This window comes from Herbaspirillum frisingense, from assembly GCF_047325095.1.
Classification (GTDB): Bacteria; Pseudomonadota; Gammaproteobacteria; order Burkholderiales; family Burkholderiaceae_D; genus Herbaspirillum; species Herbaspirillum frisingense.
Window position 1 is genome coordinate 22,332 of sequence record NZ_CP168559.1, and the last position, 16,625, is coordinate 38,956.

General features: G+C 53.4%; 19 protein-coding genes and 1 pseudogene. 13 read left to right on the forward strand and 7 right to left on the reverse strand.

What is annotated here, in order from left to right:
* Nucleotides 1–51: 51 nt before the first annotated feature.
* From gpM to ACEOAC_RS24510, 3 genes are read right to left on the reverse strand one after another with little or no spacing between them, the layout of a single operon-like run.
* Nucleotides 52–771 (reverse strand): phage terminase small subunit, encoded by a 720-nt coding sequence (gpM, locus tag ACEOAC_RS24500; protein ID WP_413628925.1) that lies wholly within the window; start codon nt 769–771, stop codon nt 52–54.
* Nucleotides 771–1,814: a phage major capsid protein, P2 family gene (locus ACEOAC_RS24505; protein WP_413444386.1), complete on the reverse strand. Its 1,044-nt coding sequence runs from the start codon at nt 1,812–1,814 to the stop codon at nt 771–773. Before ACEOAC_RS24505 ends, gpM begins: the two co-directional genes overlap by 1 nt.
* A gap of 51 nt (nt 1,815–1,865) precedes the next feature.
* Nucleotides 1,866–2,708 carry a GPO family capsid scaffolding protein gene (locus tag ACEOAC_RS24510; protein WP_413444387.1) on the reverse strand — a complete coding sequence of 281 codons (843 nt, stop codon included), beginning with the start codon at nt 2,706–2,708 and terminating at the stop codon, nt 1,866–1,868.
* Nucleotides 2,709–2,851: 143 nt separating this feature from the next.
* On the opposite strand from ACEOAC_RS24510, the gene ACEOAC_RS24515 reads away from it, so the two are divergent.
* The 10 genes from ACEOAC_RS24515 (at nt 2,852) to ACEOAC_RS24560 (ending at nt 10,040) form a co-directional block, all read left to right on the forward strand.
* On the forward strand, nt 2,852–4,633 hold the full coding sequence (locus tag ACEOAC_RS24515; RefSeq protein WP_413444388.1) for a terminase ATPase subunit family protein: 1,782 nt from the start codon (nt 2,852–2,854) through the stop codon (nt 4,631–4,633).
* Entirely contained in the window at nt 4,633–5,685 is a 1,053-nt protein-coding gene (locus tag ACEOAC_RS24520) for a phage portal protein (RefSeq protein WP_413444389.1), read from the forward strand. Before ACEOAC_RS24515 ends, ACEOAC_RS24520 begins: the two co-directional genes overlap by 1 nt.
* Before the next feature lie 2 nt (nt 5,686–5,687).
* Nucleotides 5,688–5,897, forward strand: coding sequence for a hypothetical protein (locus ACEOAC_RS24525; protein WP_413444390.1), 210 nt, complete (start codon nt 5,688–5,690; stop codon nt 5,895–5,897).
* Between the two features lie 201 nt (nt 5,898–6,098).
* On the forward strand, nt 6,099–6,515 hold the full coding sequence (locus ACEOAC_RS24530; protein ID WP_413444391.1) for a response regulator: 417 nt from the start codon (nt 6,099–6,101) through the stop codon (nt 6,513–6,515).
* 2 nt (nt 6,516–6,517) lie between these two features.
* Nucleotides 6,518–6,733, forward strand: coding sequence for a hypothetical protein (locus ACEOAC_RS24535; RefSeq protein ID WP_413444392.1), 216 nt, complete (start codon nt 6,518–6,520; stop codon nt 6,731–6,733).
* A 344-nt stretch (nt 6,734–7,077) separates the two neighbouring features.
* Entirely contained in the window at nt 7,078–7,293 is a 216-nt protein-coding gene (locus ACEOAC_RS24540) for a hypothetical protein (RefSeq protein WP_413444393.1), read from the forward strand.
* Between the two features lie 233 nt (nt 7,294–7,526).
* Nucleotides 7,527–7,934 (forward strand): response regulator, encoded by a 408-nt coding sequence (locus ACEOAC_RS24545; RefSeq protein WP_413444394.1) that lies wholly within the window; start codon nt 7,527–7,529, stop codon nt 7,932–7,934.
* Nucleotides 7,935–8,491: 557 nt separating this feature from the next.
* The gene (locus ACEOAC_RS24550) at nt 8,492–8,707 is read left to right on the forward strand and encodes a hypothetical protein (RefSeq protein ID WP_413444395.1); all 216 of its coding nucleotides are present in this window, start codon (nt 8,492–8,494) and stop codon (nt 8,705–8,707) included.
* 269 nt (nt 8,708–8,976) lie between these two features.
* Complete coding sequence (locus ACEOAC_RS24555; protein WP_234294663.1) at nt 8,977–9,222, forward strand: hypothetical protein; 246 nt, start codon at nt 8,977–8,979, stop codon at nt 9,220–9,222.
* 524 nt (nt 9,223–9,746) lie between these two features.
* Nucleotides 9,747–10,040, forward strand: a complete 294-nt coding sequence (locus ACEOAC_RS24560; protein ID WP_413444396.1) for a hypothetical protein — start codon at nt 9,747–9,749, stop codon at nt 10,038–10,040.
* A 584-nt stretch (nt 10,041–10,624) separates the two neighbouring features.
* Here ACEOAC_RS24560 and ACEOAC_RS24565 read toward each other — a convergent pair.
* The 3 genes and pseudogenes from ACEOAC_RS24565 to ACEOAC_RS24575 form a co-directional block, all read right to left on the reverse strand.
* Complete coding sequence (locus tag ACEOAC_RS24565) at nt 10,625–10,987, reverse strand: hypothetical protein (RefSeq protein ID WP_413444397.1); 363 nt, start codon at nt 10,985–10,987, stop codon at nt 10,625–10,627.
* 17 nt (nt 10,988–11,004) lie between these two features.
* Nucleotides 11,005–11,442, reverse strand: a pseudogene (locus ACEOAC_RS24570) (hypothetical protein); the annotation flags it as partial.
* On the reverse strand, nt 11,439–11,906 hold the full coding sequence (locus tag ACEOAC_RS24575) for a LexA family protein (protein ID WP_413628926.1): 468 nt from the start codon (nt 11,904–11,906) through the stop codon (nt 11,439–11,441). The gene ACEOAC_RS24575 and the pseudogene ACEOAC_RS24570, both read right to left, overlap by 4 nt.
* A 357-nt stretch (nt 11,907–12,263) precedes the next feature.
* On the opposite strand from ACEOAC_RS24575, the gene ACEOAC_RS24580 reads away from it, so the two are divergent.
* Genes ACEOAC_RS24580 through ACEOAC_RS24590 form a run of 3 tightly spaced genes read left to right on the forward strand, consistent with a single transcriptional unit; the run spans nt 12,264 to nt 15,294 of the window.
* On the forward strand, nt 12,264–13,310 hold the full coding sequence (locus ACEOAC_RS24580; RefSeq protein ID WP_413444400.1) for a DNA cytosine methyltransferase: 1,047 nt from the start codon (nt 12,264–12,266) through the stop codon (nt 13,308–13,310).
* Nucleotides 13,310–14,182: an FRG domain-containing protein gene (locus ACEOAC_RS24585; protein ID WP_413444401.1), complete on the forward strand. Its 873-nt coding sequence runs from the start codon at nt 13,310–13,312 to the stop codon at nt 14,180–14,182. Before ACEOAC_RS24580 ends, ACEOAC_RS24585 begins: the two co-directional genes overlap by 1 nt.
* A 2-nt stretch (nt 14,183–14,184) precedes the next feature.
* The gene (locus ACEOAC_RS24590) at nt 14,185–15,294 is read left to right on the forward strand and encodes a DUF262 domain-containing protein (RefSeq protein WP_413444402.1); all 1,110 of its coding nucleotides are present in this window, start codon (nt 14,185–14,187) and stop codon (nt 15,292–15,294) included.
* Nucleotides 15,295–15,587: 293 nt separating this feature from the next.
* Here ACEOAC_RS24590 and ACEOAC_RS24595 read toward each other — a convergent pair whose 3' ends face one another.
* A complete protein-coding gene (locus ACEOAC_RS24595; protein ID WP_413443711.1) occupies nt 15,588–16,292 on the reverse strand; it encodes an HNH endonuclease in 705 nt (234 codons plus the stop codon).
* Nucleotides 16,293–16,625: the final 333 nt, after the last annotated feature.

Genomic DNA, 16,625 nt, shown 5'->3' on the forward strand with positions numbered 1-16,625 from the left:
GACGGACAATGCCGCTTCCGTCCCGGGCCGCCCTGCGCCGTGGGGTGCTCTTTACTTGGCCGGCTCGGCAAACTTCTTCAGTCGCCGTTCCAGTCGCTCGATATCCTTCTTGACGCCCGCCGCCTGGTGCAGCTCACATGCGCGGGCGAGGTGACGCAGCGCTGCCGTGGCATGGTCCGCCGAGGCGGCCGTGACGTTCTCAGCGTCCACCTGATTGACCAGCTCCAGCAGGGCCAGGCCGAGCGCCTTATGCACCTTGGCGCGCGCCTGGTCGGGCGTATCGGCATTGCCCGTCATGGCCAGGACCTGCTGGAGGATATCGGCCGCCCGTGCAGGCTCGTCCTTCAGCCGGCCGCCCAGACTCGCGCCTGCGAAATCGTCCTGCAGCAGCGTGGGCAAGGTCCGGTTGTAGCGATCCGGCAGCGTGAACTGGTGTTCCATAGCGTAGCCTGCGATCTGCAGGGCGCGTTCGTAGTCGCCGACATCAATGTGCCACACCAGCACATTGACCAGCACTTCGTCCTGAGCACCGCGTCCGGCCGACAGCACGCCATCAATCCAGTCTTGATAAGCCGGCAGCATGGTGGCCTTCATTTCGATCTTGCGTTCGATCGATTGGATGTTGGACAGCGTGCGCCGGTCTTCGTGGAGCTTCATCAACATAAGTTCATAGGCGCTGCCGGTGGTCACGCCGCCCGGCTCGCCGGCGGACGCCGCCAGCTTGCCGAGCATGCGCTCGCGGTGGCGCGCGGCGGGAGACAGGCGAGACATCAGGCGCCGCCCGCTGCTGCATCCTGCAGCACCACGTTCTCAACCAGCGTGGCCAGGCCTTCATCCTCGATCACATAGGCGTCGTTCGACGATTCGTAGTTTTCGATGCGGTCGGCCTTGGGTTCGTCGACCACGCGACGGCGGCGGCCACCGTTCTGGAAGTAGATCGACAGATTGTCCAGGCGGGTGATCAGCATGGCATTGGCTGGAAAGGACGGCACGCGCACCGCCGGCAGTCCGCCGATGCGCTTCTGGCTGATGATGACGTCAGCGGCCAGGGTCTCGGTCGGTGCCTTTTCCTTGTTGATCAGCGGGAAATACTTGTCGTGCAGCAGCTCGCGACCGACGATCACCACCAGGCCGGTATCGTCCTGATACCACGGGTCCAGATTGGTCACCGCGTCATACACGGCAGCGTCGAGGTTCGCGTAGTCCGCGCCTGCGCCGCTGCCAATGACCACCTTGCCCGGCAGGTCCTGGCCGACCAGGCCCATGACGCGCTGGGGCGAATTCTCGCGGATCTGCTGCAGCCAGCCCTTGTTGACGTCCTGCAGCAACGGATACTGCGCCAGGTTGGTATCGGCCGCGACCTTCACACCGTTGAAACCGATCATGATGCGGTCCAGTGCCTGACGCTTCAGGATCGCATTGGCCACGCGGGTCTGGAAGTCCTTGAACTTGGCCCAGGCGTCCAGCTTGGCATAGGTGATGTGAGTATCGAAGTTGGTCTTCTCGCAGCGATAGCGGGTGTTGGTCATGGCCGAGGCATCTCGCGTGCTACGGCGCTTGTCACCGCGCGTGTCGGTACGGCTGGCGATGGGGCCGGACACGCCCAGGCCGATTTTCTCGCCTTCCAGTTCATCAACGCCGATGATGTTGATGCTGCCCAGGAATTCGGACGATTCCTGCATTTTGTCTTCGAGCTTCTGCTGCACGCTCGGGTCCACCGAGAAGGTGGAATGGACGGCACCGCCGGCAACATCATTGAGCGTGGCCAGGCGCGAAGTGTAGGCGTTATAGGCGGCGCGGGTCTGATTCTTCATGTGTTCTGCTCCAGTGAAATGCGGAAATGGTTTGCTTCGTCGGCCGGCGGTTTAGAACTCGGTCTGCACGGTGCCGCTGTTGCCGCCACCGGTGGCCGGCGGGCGCTGCAGGTTGCTCTTGTCAGTCAGGTTGATGGTCTGGCGGAACTGCTCGGCGGTGGTCGATTCATCGCCGACACGCTTTTCCAGTTTCTCCAGACGCGCCACGATCTCGGCCACATCCTTGCCGGCCTGCGCGGCGGACTGCGCGAACTCGCCCACCTTTTCGGCAACGGCGGTCATAGCAGCCACCACGTCGGCGTGCTGGGCATCGGCCTTCTTCTCACCACCACCAATGCGGCTGAACAGTTGCTTGATGGTCTCGGCCACGCTGGGGCCGTCTTCCTCGAATTCGATGTTGGCCTCGATGGCTTCGGAGAACAGGTTCTCCGGCTTCAGCTTGCGGGGCGTGAAAGGCGATGCCTTCGGATTGGTGGCCGAGAACTGCAAAATCTCGGTGCCCAGGCTGGCGGGGCTGTCGGTCACGGCCAGGCCGACCAGATAGGAACTGCCGGTGTCGGCGAACTTATCGGCCAGCTCGATGCTGGTGTAGATCTTCTGGCGATCCTTGTTCATGGCGATCAAGGCGGGCGTCGGTTCGATCTGCGCGAACAGCGCCAGGCGCTTGCCGCTCTCGGTGTCGACCTCTTCGGCCTTCAGCGCCAGCACGTCGCCATAGGCCCGGAACGGGCCATCCGGCAGTAGGCTGCGCAGGTGTTCGACCCACACGCGAGCGCCATAGGTTTTCACGTTGTAGCTGTCGGCCATCTGCTGGATTTGCTCGCGGCTGATGCTACGGCCGTCGGTGGTCGCGCCCTCGGTCGCGACGCGGAAAAATTTGCTCTTGGTTGCCATGAGATTTCGCGCTCGTTATCGGTTGATCGGATAACGTCATCTTCTGCCGATGGGCGAAATGCATCAATCAAGTGAGGGTTGATAAGGGGGATAGCGACTCGGCAAAGTCCCCGCTACGCGCGCGCGCCGCCTACGCTTGCGGCATGTTAGAAATTCCAGAAGACATCAAGGACAACATCGACCAGGCGGCCGAGCCTCGACAGGTCGCGCGCCGCCTGTATTTCGAGGGCTGGCGCATCTCGTCGATTGCGCGCCACCTGAAGATTAAGCGTTCCACGGTCAATAGCTGGAAGCACCGCGATGAATGGGAAAAGGTCTCTCGCCTGGAGCGCGTAGAGATTGCCCTTGAAGCGCGCATAGTGCAACTGATCGCCAAGGAAGTAAAGGGCAATGGCGAGTACAAGGAACTCGATGCGCTCATGCGCCAGCTGGTGCAGGCCGCGCGCGTGCGCCGCTACGAACAGCCTGGCGGCAACGAAACCGACCTCAATCCCAAGATCGCCAATCGCAATGCCGGGCCGAAGAAAAAGCCGGTGCGCAATGAGTTCAGCGAAGAGGCGCAGCAGCGTATCGTCGAGGCATTCAATGATTCGCTCTTCGACTACCAAAAGGTATGGTTCCGCAACGGCGCAGAGCGCACGCGCATCATCCTGAAATCACGTCAGATCGGCGCAACGTGGTACTTCGCACGCGAGGCGCTGATTGATGCGATCCAGACCGGGCGCAATCAGATTTTTCTCTCGGCATCGAAGTCGCAGGCGCACGTCTTCAAGCAGTACATCATCCAGTTCGCGAAGGATGCATGCGGCGTGGAGCTGTCCGGCGATCCTATCGTGCTGCCGAACGGTGCGCATCTGTATTTCCTCGGCACGAACGCACGTACCGCACAGGGTTACCACGGCAACTTCTATTTCGATGAATTCTTCTGGACGCACAATTTCACCGAACTGAACAAGGTCGCGTCTGGCATGGCCTTGCACAAGAAGTGGCGCAAAACCTACTTCTCGACGCCCTCGGCGACCACGCACCAGGCTTATCCCTTCTGGACCGGCGAGGCGTTCAACAAGCGCCGCGCCAAGGGCGAAAAGGTCAATATCGATGTCAGCCATAAGCGGCTGTCGTCCGGCTTCACCGGTGAGGACAAAATCTGGCGCCAGATCGTCACGATCATGGACGCGGCCGCCGGTGGCTGCGATCTGTTCGATATCGACGAGCTGCGCGATTTCGAATATTCACCAGACCAGTTCGACAACCTCTTGATGTGTAATTTCATCGACGATTCTGCGTCGGTGTTTCCACTGGCGGACCTGCAGCGCGGCATGGTCGATTCGTGGGTGGATTGGGACGACTACAAGCCCTTCACGGCTCGCCCCTTCGGTCATCGGCCCGTTTGGATTGGCTACGACCCTTCGCTGACAGGTGATAGCGCCGGCTGCTCGGTGATTGCGCCACCGCTGGTCCCCGGGGGCAATTTCCGTATCTTGGAGCGCCACCAGTGGCGCGGCAAAGATTTTTCGGAACAAGCCGCTCTCATCAAGGAAATGTGCGGCCGCTACAACGTCCAGTACATCGGCATCGACACGACCGGCATGGGCGTAGGCGTCTATCCGTTGGTCAAACAGTTCTTCCCGGGCGTGACCGCTATCAGCTACTCGCCAGAGGTCAAAACGCGGATGGTGCTGAAGGCACAAAACATCATTCGCAGCGGCCGCCTGCAGTTCGACGCTGGCTGGACCGACATCGCGCAGTCCTTCATGGCCATTCGCAAAATCCTCACCCCCAGCGGGCGCGCGGTCACCTATGACGCCGGCCGTTCTGAAGAAACCGGCCACGCCGACTTGGCCTGGTCGGTCATGCATGCCCTCGACTACGAGCCGTTCGAAGGCACCACCGCCAACAACACTTCATCCATGGAGTTCTTCTAATGAAACACCGAGCACGCCGCCGCGCGGCTGCATCCGACAACACCCTGCCGGCCGGGGCCGAGGCGCCGCCGGCGCCATCCGTTGAAGCGTTTTCTTTCGGCGATCCTTCGCCCGTGCTGGAAGGCCGGGACATGCTGGCGGACGTCGAGTGCTACCGCAATGGAGACTGGTACGAACCGCCCTTGAGTATGCCGGGCCTGGCCAAGTCCCTCAATGCCAGTGTCCACCACGCCAGTGCGATCTGGTGCAAGGTCAATATCCTGGCTTCGACGTTCCAGCCGTCCACCGCCTTGTCGCGCGGCGATTTCACGCGTCTGGCGCTGGACTTTCTGCTGTTCGGCAACTGCTATGCCGAACGGCGAGAGAGTATGACCGGCAAGCTCTTGGGCCTCAAGCCAGCATTGGCGAAGTACACGCGCGTGGGCGTGGAGCCCGGGCGCTATTTCTTCGTCAATGGGTGGCGCGATACATACGAATTCGAACAGGACGCTATCTGGCACTTACAGGCGCCGGACATCAATCAGGAAGTGTATGGCGTGCCGCAGTATGTGAGTGCGCTGCAATCGGCTTGGCTCAATGAGTCGGCCACGCTCTTCCGCCGGCGCTACTACCTCAACGGCTCACATGCCGGCTTCATCCTCTACATGACCGACACGGCCAGCAACGTCAACGACGTGGACAAGCTGCGCGAGGCGATGCGCAACAGCAAAGGGCCGGGCAATTTCCGCAACTTGTTTGTGTATGCACCAGGCGGAAAGAAAGACGGCTTGCAAATCCTGCCGGTCTCCGAGATCGCGGCAAAGGATGAGTTTTTCAACATCAAGAACTGCACACGCGACGACGTGCTGGCTGCGCACCGGGTGCCTCCGCAACTGCTCGGCACCATGCCCAACAACACGGGCGGCTTTGGCGATGTGACGAAGGCCGCCGCTGTATTCGGCTGCAACGAAATTGAGCCGCTTCAGGCGCAGTTTCTTTCCTTGAACGAGTGGGCCGACCAGGAGGTGGTCCGCTTCCGTTCCTATCAACTTCCGACCAATGAGGGGAAATAACAATGAGCGATCACGCCGATAACGCGGACAGCAAGATTTATCAAACTATCTCGGCCGGTGTCGCCGCCGCAAGAAGCGCGCCGGCTCTACAGGCTGATTTCCGTTGCCATTTTTGCGAAGAGGAGGTCCAGTTGGAATTGCTATTTTGCAATTCTGATTGCCGCGACGATTACGAGCGGCTCAACCAAGCCATACGCAGGAACGGCAACTAGTGACTCTCTCAAATTACAAGAATTAAAGCATCAGAAAAATGGATGTGTCTACGAATTGAAGCGGTTTTCAGCGATGCTTTCTTATCCGAAATTCTCAGTTTGCGAGATTTTGAGAATGTGGCCCTAGCCTGATAAGACCATAATAAGACCAGCCAATAACGCCCGTATTGGGTGTATAGCCAGGAGTAGAGGAGTGACATCATGCAGGGGAGACAACGTGGTCTGCTGATCGTTGAGGACGAGTCAGATGTGCGCAGCATTTTTGCGGAGACTTTTTCTGAGCAAGGCTACCGTGTATTGGAAGCATCAAATGGAGCCGAAGCATATGCCATGATGCAGTGTCCCACTGCGGCGGTGGATGTCGTGCTGACTGACCTGCGCATGCCCGTAATGGACGGACTGGAATTTGCGCGCAAGGTCAAAAGTAATTCGCAGCTCTCGGCGGTTCCTATTGTTTTACTCAGTGCGACGCCAATGACAAATTCTTGGCAAGCGAGGCAGATTTTTGATGCGCTATTAGTGAAACCATGTCCGTTGCAGCTACTGGTTTCAACTATAGAAGCCGTGCAAACAGCTCAAAACGGCGGTCGTATTCCATACGAACCTCTTGCAAGTTAGCCATGAGCCCGCGCGTCAGTGAGGCTCTTGATTTTCAGATGGGCAGTCCAAATCGCCATACTGCGCAAGCTGTTGAAGTCGGCATAAACGTTGGCGGTATCCCGAATAATCTCGACGTCATCTCCTTTGCGCAGTTCAAGGGCCATTCGCCAACCACCATCGATCTCGTATCCGATGATGGTGATATCGAATCCCCTATAGGCGAAGCCAAAGGTTAGCGATGTTCCCATTGATTTCCTAATTCACGCTATTGATGAGCTGTACGGCTTTGTATAGGAAGCCGGCGCACCTATTTTCATTTTTGTTATATGCGCAGGCGAAATGCAAGCTGAAGAAAAGAGCTGTAACGAGCTGAGCCATTATGCCTAATGTTGAGTCCGGCTGCTGCACGTTAAGAAATTTTCTCACGATGTCTCCGGCAGCGGTGTTTCAGCCCGCACACATCACCAGGCCGCTTGACGCCCCCTCTACGCTTTCGATACACGAAATCGGAAAGAAGGCTGCGCAAGGAGAAATCGTCCGCGATTTAATACGATCTCGGGTGAGAAGGTGCTTAATCGAGATGCAAGCAGCGGGCGCGGAACCGGATGCTATTCGCGGGATTTTTGATGATCTGGCGCGGCCATCTTCAGAGAGTTTCCCTTCAGTTGATCCGCAAACTTCTAAAATCCTCGCGGCGATGAAGCTGCACGTCGAATTTTTGCTCTTTATGGAAGAACACCATAAGCAAGATGGCTGTCCTCGAAAGAAAGATGGCAGTGGATTTGGCTTCCACTAATACATGGTGCTACTCATAAAATGAGCGTATCTAGACCTCTTGTCCCTTGCGCAGTTCGATGGTCATTCTCACTTGGCCGAACGTACATTGGTAAGCCCTAAAGAGATTTGTAGGAGAAATGGTCGGTGATATGACTAAGAGTCTGATTTTCTTTAGGCTTCCCACAAAGTATCCTGAAAAATACTGTTCATTTCGCTCACCGGGACGCAGCCCATTCACCTGAGGAAAACCCGATGAACGAAGATGTCAGCAAAGCTCGGTGCCTCTTGATTATTGAAGATGATAAAGAGGTGAGAAATATTTTTGTGGAAGCCTTTCAAGCTGAGGGCTATTACGTATTAGACGCGGGAAATGGTGAAGAGGCCTTTGACGTCATGCAGAGGTCTCTCACCAGAGTGGATGTGATTCTCACTGACTTACGTATGCCTGTGATGGACGGACTAGAATTTGCAATCAAGAGTAGAGCTGATAAACGTTATGCTGGAATACCGATATTGCTTCTAAGTGCGACGCCGATCCGCAGCTCAACTGAAAATTTGGCGGTCTTTTCGTCCGTTCTTCTTAAACCGTGTCCGCTCACTTCTCTCATTTCGACGGTAGAGGCTGCTTGTGCTGTCGCTGGGAGCAATGGCCTTAATTAGCAGCTTGAATGTCTTTTTCAGAAGGTAGTGTCGCGGTCTGACATATGTAATCCGTGTGTTCTTCTACAAGAAAGACTATTGATTACGCTTCGGCGATTGTGAAATAAATGAGCTCCGAATTCGTTTTCGACGCGAATTAAGAGTAAGGTCTGTACATCCCTCCTCGGATCCTCTCGTAAGTAAGAGCGAACTTACATGGTCCGTATCCCCATCCCAACATCGATTCCATTCGATTTCATTGAGTCCATCCGTTGAGATGTCCTTAGGTATCTTTTCGGAGAACTATATGAACATGTTCAGCGGTCGGCACACGTTGCGCCCAACGTTAGGTGGCGTGGATTTTCCGTTATCTCGACCTGAGATCTATTCGGGCTACTCTCGACAGATAGAGGATTTTGAGTGTATCGAAGAGGTACTTAATCAGCGTGCGCGCGGTCGTGGTCAGACAAATGATCTGTGCGATCAATGGCGAATGGTTTCGTCCCAGGATTAGTAATTAAGTGACGTTAGGACGTTAAAAATATCTTTGTTGCCCACGTATCCTTTACGGAGAAAAAATGAGGCTACATTCCAACACCCGCTTTGATGTCGACGAAGTTGCGCAGGCAGTAGAGGAGCATCGGCGACTACATGGTGACTGCTATTTTGAAAACAAGGAGATCAGCGATCCTTTAGCAATCAGTAAGAAAGCAAAGAGTTTTCGAGATAAGAGGGTCATGTGGGGAAGAGTCAGTAGTATCAAGCGGCGCGATGCCGGAAGCGAAGAGAAATGATCTACTGTCCAAAGCTGCCGAACCTGAGACATAGCGAAGCGAGAGGTACAGCGGCGGGCTTATAAATGGTCGTCGCTCTCAGAAGTGCGGCAAAGGGAAACTCACCTTAGCGCGATGAACAGAAAGAATGCTGCGCGGGGTCGTTCTAATCGACTCTGGGATAGCAAGAACTATCAATCTGAATAGAAGACTTGCGAAATGCTTGGATGAATCTGATTCCTTCGACATCGGTCAAGCCAACCTAACAATTAAACTGACCGAGAAATTTCATGTCTACATATCAAACTACAGATAGCTCCGGCAACTTTTCATACGAGCTGAAATACACCCAATATGCCGATGGATGGCAACTGAACAGCGTTTCCATACTGGAACGTGAGAACGAAATCTTTTCCAAAAAAAATCTCGAAGGTGTTTATCGTGCAGAGGCGGTTTTACTCGCACAGGGGGTGAATATGTGTGAAGCACTTATTGCATGTCGTAGCGCACACCCCTCGCTCAACAGGATGAATTGACACCGTCTTGAAGGCCTACTTCGGCCAGGATGGTAACGAGATTTTAGAGCTGAAGCCAGAATGGTATTCGGTGCGTAAATATCACGCTATCAGCATTCACGTATGTGGGCATCACCGCTATCTTTCCGAATGATGCTCGCGATATGGATGTGGCAGAAATGGACATTGCGGCCTGTCCGTTGACGCTCATATCAGACCGTGACTTAAAGGATCAAAAATGTCGAATTTTAATAAAACTCAGAGTCCCAGTCGCCGTGGAAAGCCGGGCTTCACACTTCAAGATGAGAAGTCGTCGCGTTCTCGTGAGGGGGGCTTTGCTTCGCCCGAACATGAGCGAAAAAAGCAAGAGCAGGCTGATCAGCAAAGTGACGCCGGTCCACGTCGCTATGATGGAGACAGTATCTATCGAAAGGGGCATGGAGGGGAGAGCGAGAAGAGAGACCAGCCCTTGTAATCTCCCGCACGACAATAATTTACTTTGTTAAGGGGCCGCAGTTGCGGCCCCTTTATTTGAGAGATTTCCCATGCGATTCTATTTTGAAGATATAGGACACGAAGCCGGTTTTGTATGGCTGAGGATTGGCAAGAAAGACGTTATCGAAGTTACAAGCGGATTGGGGAGCGGGCGAACCAGGGCCGAGTTCCAAATTAGTGGGTCACCTACTAATTTGGAAGGACAGATGATCGTATGTCGAAAAGCAATAGCGCAATTTATACGAGAAGGCGCTGGTAAGAATGAAATTGCAATTTTGGCTTTCGACGCTTCAATTGAACCCTGGAAAGGGAAATTATTTGCGATCGCTCCGATGCCAACATGAGAAAGAGGACTTGAGAACGTGATCATGCAATCGGTAATAACAAGGTTACCAATTTGGATGGAGACGATGAACCATCTATACAGCGAGCAGTCCTATCGAGGCTTCAAGATTTTGGTGAGGTGCGGTCGGGAAAATGAACTTTGGGTAATTACCCAGCTACGCATAAACCGCGCTGGGATCCTCTTCTTACCCTATAGGTTTGATAAGGCATGGATCTATGACACCAGTACGGCCGCCCTTGAAGCAGGAGTAGCGGAGGGGCGCAGAATTGTCGATGATCGGTATATGAGGAACGATTCGGCAGCCTGAGCCCTTCAAATTAAATCACACTCCCTCTATTCTTTTACCAAGGTAGATTCCCTTTGCCTATTCTAAGATCACAGACTTTGATTAAATTCTCAAATTCTGTGGCGTCTGGCCTAGCCTGCAAGATATTTTTTGCTTGTGAGATCTGGGAACGGCTAGGAATAACTTCTGTAGTGCTGCGGCGTATCACTTTTCAAGTAAAGCCGAGACTTCGTCTGGGCGCAACAGCGCGACGTCTGTCCGGGTCGGAACCCTCGTATTAAAACCGAGGTTGTTAGCTAGTGCGTGCTTCCGCCGTTGTCTTTGAAAAATCGTTCCCGCGACGTGGCCAGCAACGGAGTGCCCGCCTGCACACACAACCAGGCCTGCGCGAACTCCACCACGCCGCGCTCGGTCTGCCGCCGTTCTATCCCCTTGATGACCATGCGTGACGCCTTGATGGCATCGACGTGGACATCGACCAGTTCCATGATGACCTCGCCGTTTTCCTGCTGCAGCCTGGCGGCTTTGGTCGGCCGGCGCCGGCCACCCTCTTCGAACACGCCCAGCCGCAGCTCACCGATGTGGCGCGCCTCGTCGCCCAGCAGCTCCCGGGCAATCTCCACGCCATTGCGGCGCATCTGATAGATGGTCACTTGCATGCTCACCTCACGCGCGGCAGCGCCGCCCAATCGGTTGTGTAATGCGGGGTCACGTGTTCGAAGCGAGCCGCCCAGCGATGGGGGCCGGCGGCAGTGGCCAGGCCGTCCAGTGCCAGGAAGCTCTCATCGATGGAGTAGACCTCCAGACGCGGGCTGTACCGGCGCAGCACTGCGGTGACGCGGTCGCTCATGTCGGCGTAGAGGGGGTAGTTGGAGGACAGCGCCACGATGCCGTGCTGGCGCGCCAAATCCTGCATCATGAACCAGGGCGCGGCCATCTTGATGCCCAGTGCCTTGGCCTCGTTGGAGCGCGCTACGGCGCAGCCGTCATTGTTGGACAGCACCACCACCGGCCGCGCGCGCAGCTTGGGATCAAAGACCCGCTCGCAGGAGACGTAGAAGTTGTTGACGTCGACCAGGGCAAAGCCGGCCGAGCTGGGCGGCGGGGTACTCACAGCATCTTCCTGGCCACGCCCACCACCACGCCGAAGACCTCCAGCACCTCGCCATCGCCGAAGCGGATCGGGCGGAAATCCGGATTCTCGGGGTGCAGCTCATAAGCGCCGTTGACCAGGCGCAGCCGCTTGATGGTGAATTCGCCATTGACGATGGCCACCACGATGTGGCCGGGCTGGGGCGAAATGGAGCGGTCCACCACCACCTTGTCGCCTTCGACGATGTGTGCACCGCTCATGCTCCAGCCCGCCACGTCGAAGAGGAAAGTACAGGCGACGCGATCCACCAGGTATTGATTCAGGTCCAGCGGATCGGCAGTGTAGTCAGCGGCCGGGCTGGGAAAGCCTGCGTGCAGCTTGTGCGTGATGTGCACGGCCAGCGGCCCGCCGGCAAGCTGGATCGCCGGCACGGGCTGGACGCGGCTCCCTGGCGGGATCGGCGCGGGATAGGCGAGGCATGACATATTGACAACAGGAAAGGACGATTGGTGAAATATTACTGTATTTATGTACAGTATAAATCACTTTCTCGGCCCTGCGCGCGCGGTTGCCCCCACCCCGCGCCTGCCCGCTACATAGGTTGTTTTTGACTCAAATTCGCATCAGGCGGCTAGGCCCACTCAGCCTAATGTGGCGGCACAATCCGGCACCCTTCACATATGACGCATTTTGATGCACATGCGAACAAAGTATGCCCCTACTAAAGTGAACGTTAATAAATGGCAGACCTTTACGTACGAATAATTTATTATTGGTCGCGATTTAACCTGTAGTCACAGGGGGAATACAGGTCTTTCAGAATTTCAATAATAAGGTTGCGCATGAGAATATTTGCCTCCTCAACGCCCACTGGCGCGAATATTTCCTCGGGGAAAATTATTAAAGGCGAAAAGAAAGTTGCAAAAATCGTCTCTTTCTTTGCTGGCTGTGGCGGTCTTGATCTCGGATTCGTGGGTGGATTTACCTACCGAAACCAGAAATATGCTAAACAGCCGTTCGAGGTCGTGCAGGCCTACGACTTCGATGCTGCGTGTGAGCCAACATATAAATCAAACGTTGGCGAACATTTTCAGATAATGGATTTAGCGAAAGCGAAGCCAGCTGAAATGCCCAGAGGGGACATCTTGATAGGTGGCTTTCCATGTCAGGAGTTTTCGATTTGCGGACCAAAGGGTGGTACAGACAGTAAAAGAGGATCGCTCTTCAAATCGATGTCTGCATACGCGAAATTCCACCAACCCCTTTTGGTTATAGCTGAAAATGTTGCTCATCTGCCGAGGATGAACGAAGGCAACGAACTTAGGAGGATCAAAAAATCATTCGCCGATGCTGGATATAGATGCATCCAGTGGGATATGTACGCTCCAGATTACGGCGTACCCCAAGCACGACAGCGTGTGGTCCTTGTTTTTGTCAGAAAAGATATTGCTTTTGATCCGTTGCCGCCACGCCAAACATTCGCCGGCAAATATCGGTCGGTAGAGTGGGCCATTAGTGACCTTATTGGAATTGATGATGAAACGGTTGCCAATCAAAGTCAGTACTTCAAGGCAGCGCTAGCCAAATCTGGAAATGGCCAAGGAGACGAAACAAGCCCTCGAAACGCGCCAGGCTATACCGTCAGAGCAAATGCAAAATCCCGTGTTCAGTTTCATTACGCTTTGCCGCGGCGCCTGACAATTCGCGAATGTGCCCGCCTGCAGACTTTTCCCGACAACTTTGTCTTCCCACATGCTGCAACGACGAACATTCGGCAAATTGGAAATGCTGTTCCTCCGGTGATGGCTCATGCTATCGCCACCTCCATTGGGGCCTACCTCGAGGACGTTGTCTCTGGCAAACTTGATACCAAGGGGGGGGAGAAATAATGGCAAAGCCCAGAGTTATAGATGTCGATTCGCTTACGACTTTCACTCAGCATGTTGAACAACTTCTCTTGACGGCAACGGCCCAATATAAGGGCAAGCGTTTTGGAGGCAATTGGTATCGTGGGGTAGGGAGGGCCAACACCTACACTTTGCAACCCACGCTTTATCGACATCCGACTAAAAAGACATTAGAAGAGCTAATTATTCTTGAAGCAGAGATGATGCTGGACTTTGAACGCCAAGGTGTTCTGCATAATGCGGCCAGCGCCACCGCTGTTGATCAAAATGACCTTCGCACTCTGTTTTATATGCAACATTACCAAGTGCCGACGCGGCTGTTAGATTGGTCAACTAATCCGTTCATTTCTCTGTATTTCGCCTTATCTAGCGCTGCTATCAATCCCAAAAACGGCCGTTATGAGGAAGATGCAGCGGTATGGGTATTAGATCCAGTCGCATGGAATAGCACAGCGTTGAGTCATATAAGGCATGGAGATGCTGGACCGCTTTCTCATGACACAGCGAAATCTAGCTATGGCCCGCGAAAACTGATCGTCGGGAAGTTGGAACCAACAGCACTTTCGACCCTCAACGAAAGACCTGCGGCAGTACTTGGCACAGCAAATAACGCACGCATGTTTGCTCAGCGAGGAGTTTTTACAATTTTCGGCCGTGCGCTTGATTCGATGGAAACTCAATATCAGACTGGCAAATTCCCTGAAGGCTCTCTCACCAAGCTCGTGATCGATAAAGGAAAAATTGCAGAAGTATTGGCGCTGCTCTTGAATATCGGATATACGGATTCCGTGTCCTATCCAGATTTACATGGTGTAGCAATGGAAATCAAACGATTGAATGGGTTCAGGGTGTAACCATGTTCAAAGTATCTCTACGCCCCCCTCAATCTCTCAAGAGCTGGTACGAAGAGTATCTGAGTAATCGCATGGATATGGATCCACCATATCAGCGAAAGGCCGCTATTTGGAGCACTTGGAAACGGGCGCACCTTATCGACTCTATTCTCAACGACTTCGACATTCCAAAGTTTTATGTCGCACTCTCAATTGGTAGTTTGAAAACTCCAACAAACCGGAGCCAAAAAGAGTTTGCAGTCATCGATGGAAAGCAGCGTTTTCAGGCAATATTTGACTTCTTTAATAACGAAATAAAACTCAACAAATCATTTGTCCTTGAGGAAGAGCCAAGTTTGCCGTTGGCGGGCTTAACATATGCCGAACTGAAGAACCAGTACCCTTTCTATGCCTACAAAATCGAAAACTATTTGCCGGCTGTTATGGATGTGGTTACAGATGAACCGCATAAAATTGACGAATTATTCGTACGTTTAAATAGCGGTGAGGCGGCAAATAGCACTGAAAAGCGAAATGCTAAACAAGGCCCGATATCTTCAACGGTACGAGACTTGGTACTCCATCCGTTTTTCCAGAAAAATATCGCCTTTGCCACGAAGCGTATGCAAGAGTTTTCGCTAGCAACGAAGCTTTATATGCTCGAATTCAAGGGGCAGTTCGTGGATACCAAGGCCAGAAATATGGACGATTTTGCTGATTCTGCAAAATTATGGGCGGAGTCATTTCCACATCTAGTCGGCACTGTTAATGATCCTTACGCTGTCGCACGTGACAACGTCTACGCCGTACTGGATTTATTGTCGGCAGAATTTAACGAAAACGATCCCTTACTGTCTTCTGCTGGCAACATTCCACTTTATTATTGGTTCGCCCGAGAAAATCCGAAGGCAACTAATGAATTGCGAGATTTTGTCTATGAGTTCACCACAGAACTAAAGGAAAACCTCAAGGCTAGCCGTGAAGATCCAGACAGCGCGGACGCAGAGTTATCTCTTTACTACACGATGGCACGGACCACGAACGATCAAGCTAGTTTAGAAGGACGATATAAGATTTTCTTAAAACGCTTTAAAACATTCAGAAAGCCTTTGCCGGCAACGCGCCGCAGATGAAGAAGCGCCCGCAATTGCGGGCGCTTCTTTTTTATTATTACTACTTTCCAGTACATTTTGTACTTCCGCCACAGGGCGACGTTGGTACTTCTGGCACTCCCTCTTTCGGGGAGCCACCTCCACCGTCAGCCCTGAGAAAATAGCATCCAGATAAAAGTGTGCTTAGTAACACCATTATGCAGATCACGCCAGCTTTCATAATTCTCCCCTAAAAGTTGACCGGCTTGCTTTCCCGAACAAGCGCACCTGTGATGCAATCAAATCAACCGGATTTTAGAAAATGAGGAATTTAGCTACCCTTTTTTGAATTCCTCTGCTCGATGGTGGGCCATATATTTCTCATGCTCAGGTTTCAGTTTGATCCTCATCGAAGGCTCTATTCCAAGTTTGGCAGGTTCGGAGAGAAGAGGAGAAAGTCGGATATCCCCCTTTTTCTCGAAGGTAATCAAACCTTTGTCGAACGCCTTATCTAGGTTTGGCGAAAGCAGCAGTCCGTTCCATGGATCCAATCGTTCACTGTTCGTTGATTTTTTCCACGGTTTGATATGAGACGCGACAAGCAGACTTGTGTCGCTGAATCCCGTAACAGCACAGCACGCCCAATGTAGCAATACCTTTTCTCGAAATATGCCTTGCCCAATTCTGGATTTGACTAAAGCCGCTTTTTCGGTTGGTGTCGTTGCGGCGTCATTGATGATCTGTTCCAGATCGATTTGTACGTCGTCGCTGCCATTGCTCACGAGGTATGCAGAGAACTGCGACAAAGTGGCGCTGTACATGTGATGCCCACGAGCGTTTCTCTCTTTGAAAATGGGTAGTTTCTGGATGTCTTGGGAAAGCGTCTCAAAGGTTAAAGCACTTGTCGAAGCGATCAATGGGCCAGAGGTTAAATCGTTGTCGATAGCCCATTCGGACAGTGCACCACGGAGTGCCCCGTCGTAGCTCCTTGCTGATGACTTTGACAGTCCTTTGTAAATCATCCAGTCGTAGAAATTCATGTTCTAAGAGTATCGTGTTAGATCCGATTATGCTGACAAATTGCAAGGTAAAGAACCATCGATAGCTATGTTCGCTGCCGATTGCCGACATCGGGACTTTAGCAAACATTCGTATCGGCGAATGAGAATTCCGCTTCGCAATTTTCAAATGACCGAGGCCCAATAAGGACTTGAGAGGCGTCACTTTTCCAAATTGCGAAGCAATAATCATACTAAGTATTTGATTTTATTGAATTTCACCCCGGACTTGTAATCAGGGGGTGGCGGGTTCAAGTCCTGCAGCCAGCACCAGTATCTAAAAGGCTCTCCGACCGGAGAGCCTTTTTATTTTGC

Coding starts and splice junctions, on each gene's coding strand:
- ACEOAC_RS24535 (WP_413444392.1), top strand. CDS start 6,518: ATGAGCCCGCGCGTCAGTGAGGCTCTTGATTTTCAGATGGGCAGTCCA.
- ACEOAC_RS24515 (WP_413444388.1), top strand. CDS start 2,852: ATGTTAGAAATTCCAGAAGACATCAAGGACAACATCGACCAGGCGGCC.
- ACEOAC_RS24575 (WP_413628926.1), bottom strand. CDS start 11,906: ATGTCATGCCTCGCCTATCCCGCGCCGATCCCGCCAGGGAGCCGCGTC.
- ACEOAC_RS24520 (WP_413444389.1), top strand. CDS start 4,633: ATGAAACACCGAGCACGCCGCCGCGCGGCTGCATCCGACAACACCCTG.
- ACEOAC_RS24560 (WP_413444396.1), top strand. CDS start 9,747: ATGCGATTCTATTTTGAAGATATAGGACACGAAGCCGGTTTTGTATGG.
- ACEOAC_RS24505 (WP_413444386.1), bottom strand. CDS start 1,814: ATGAAGAATCAGACCCGCGCCGCCTATAACGCCTACACTTCGCGCCTG.
- ACEOAC_RS24590 (WP_413444402.1), top strand. CDS start 14,185: ATGTTCAAAGTATCTCTACGCCCCCCTCAATCTCTCAAGAGCTGGTAC.
- ACEOAC_RS24555 (WP_234294663.1), top strand. CDS start 8,977: ATGTCTACATATCAAACTACAGATAGCTCCGGCAACTTTTCATACGAG.
- ACEOAC_RS24510 (WP_413444387.1), bottom strand. CDS start 2,708: ATGGCAACCAAGAGCAAATTTTTCCGCGTCGCGACCGAGGGCGCGACC.
- ACEOAC_RS24565 (WP_413444397.1), bottom strand. CDS start 10,987: ATGCAAGTGACCATCTATCAGATGCGCCGCAATGGCGTGGAGATTGCC.
- ACEOAC_RS24545 (WP_413444394.1), top strand. CDS start 7,527: ATGAACGAAGATGTCAGCAAAGCTCGGTGCCTCTTGATTATTGAAGAT.
- gpM (WP_413628925.1), bottom strand. CDS start 771: ATGTCTCGCCTGTCTCCCGCCGCGCGCCACCGCGAGCGCATGCTCGGC.
- ACEOAC_RS24550 (WP_413444395.1), top strand. CDS start 8,492: ATGAGGCTACATTCCAACACCCGCTTTGATGTCGACGAAGTTGCGCAG.
- ACEOAC_RS24540 (WP_413444393.1), top strand. CDS start 7,078: ATGCAAGCAGCGGGCGCGGAACCGGATGCTATTCGCGGGATTTTTGAT.
- ACEOAC_RS24530 (WP_413444391.1), top strand. CDS start 6,099: ATGCAGGGGAGACAACGTGGTCTGCTGATCGTTGAGGACGAGTCAGAT.
- ACEOAC_RS24595 (WP_413443711.1), bottom strand. CDS start 16,292: ATGAATTTCTACGACTGGATGATTTACAAAGGACTGTCAAAGTCATCA.
- ACEOAC_RS24525 (WP_413444390.1), top strand. CDS start 5,688: ATGAGCGATCACGCCGATAACGCGGACAGCAAGATTTATCAAACTATC.
- ACEOAC_RS24580 (WP_413444400.1), top strand. CDS start 12,264: ATGAGAATATTTGCCTCCTCAACGCCCACTGGCGCGAATATTTCCTCG.
- ACEOAC_RS24585 (WP_413444401.1), top strand. CDS start 13,310: ATGGCAAAGCCCAGAGTTATAGATGTCGATTCGCTTACGACTTTCACT.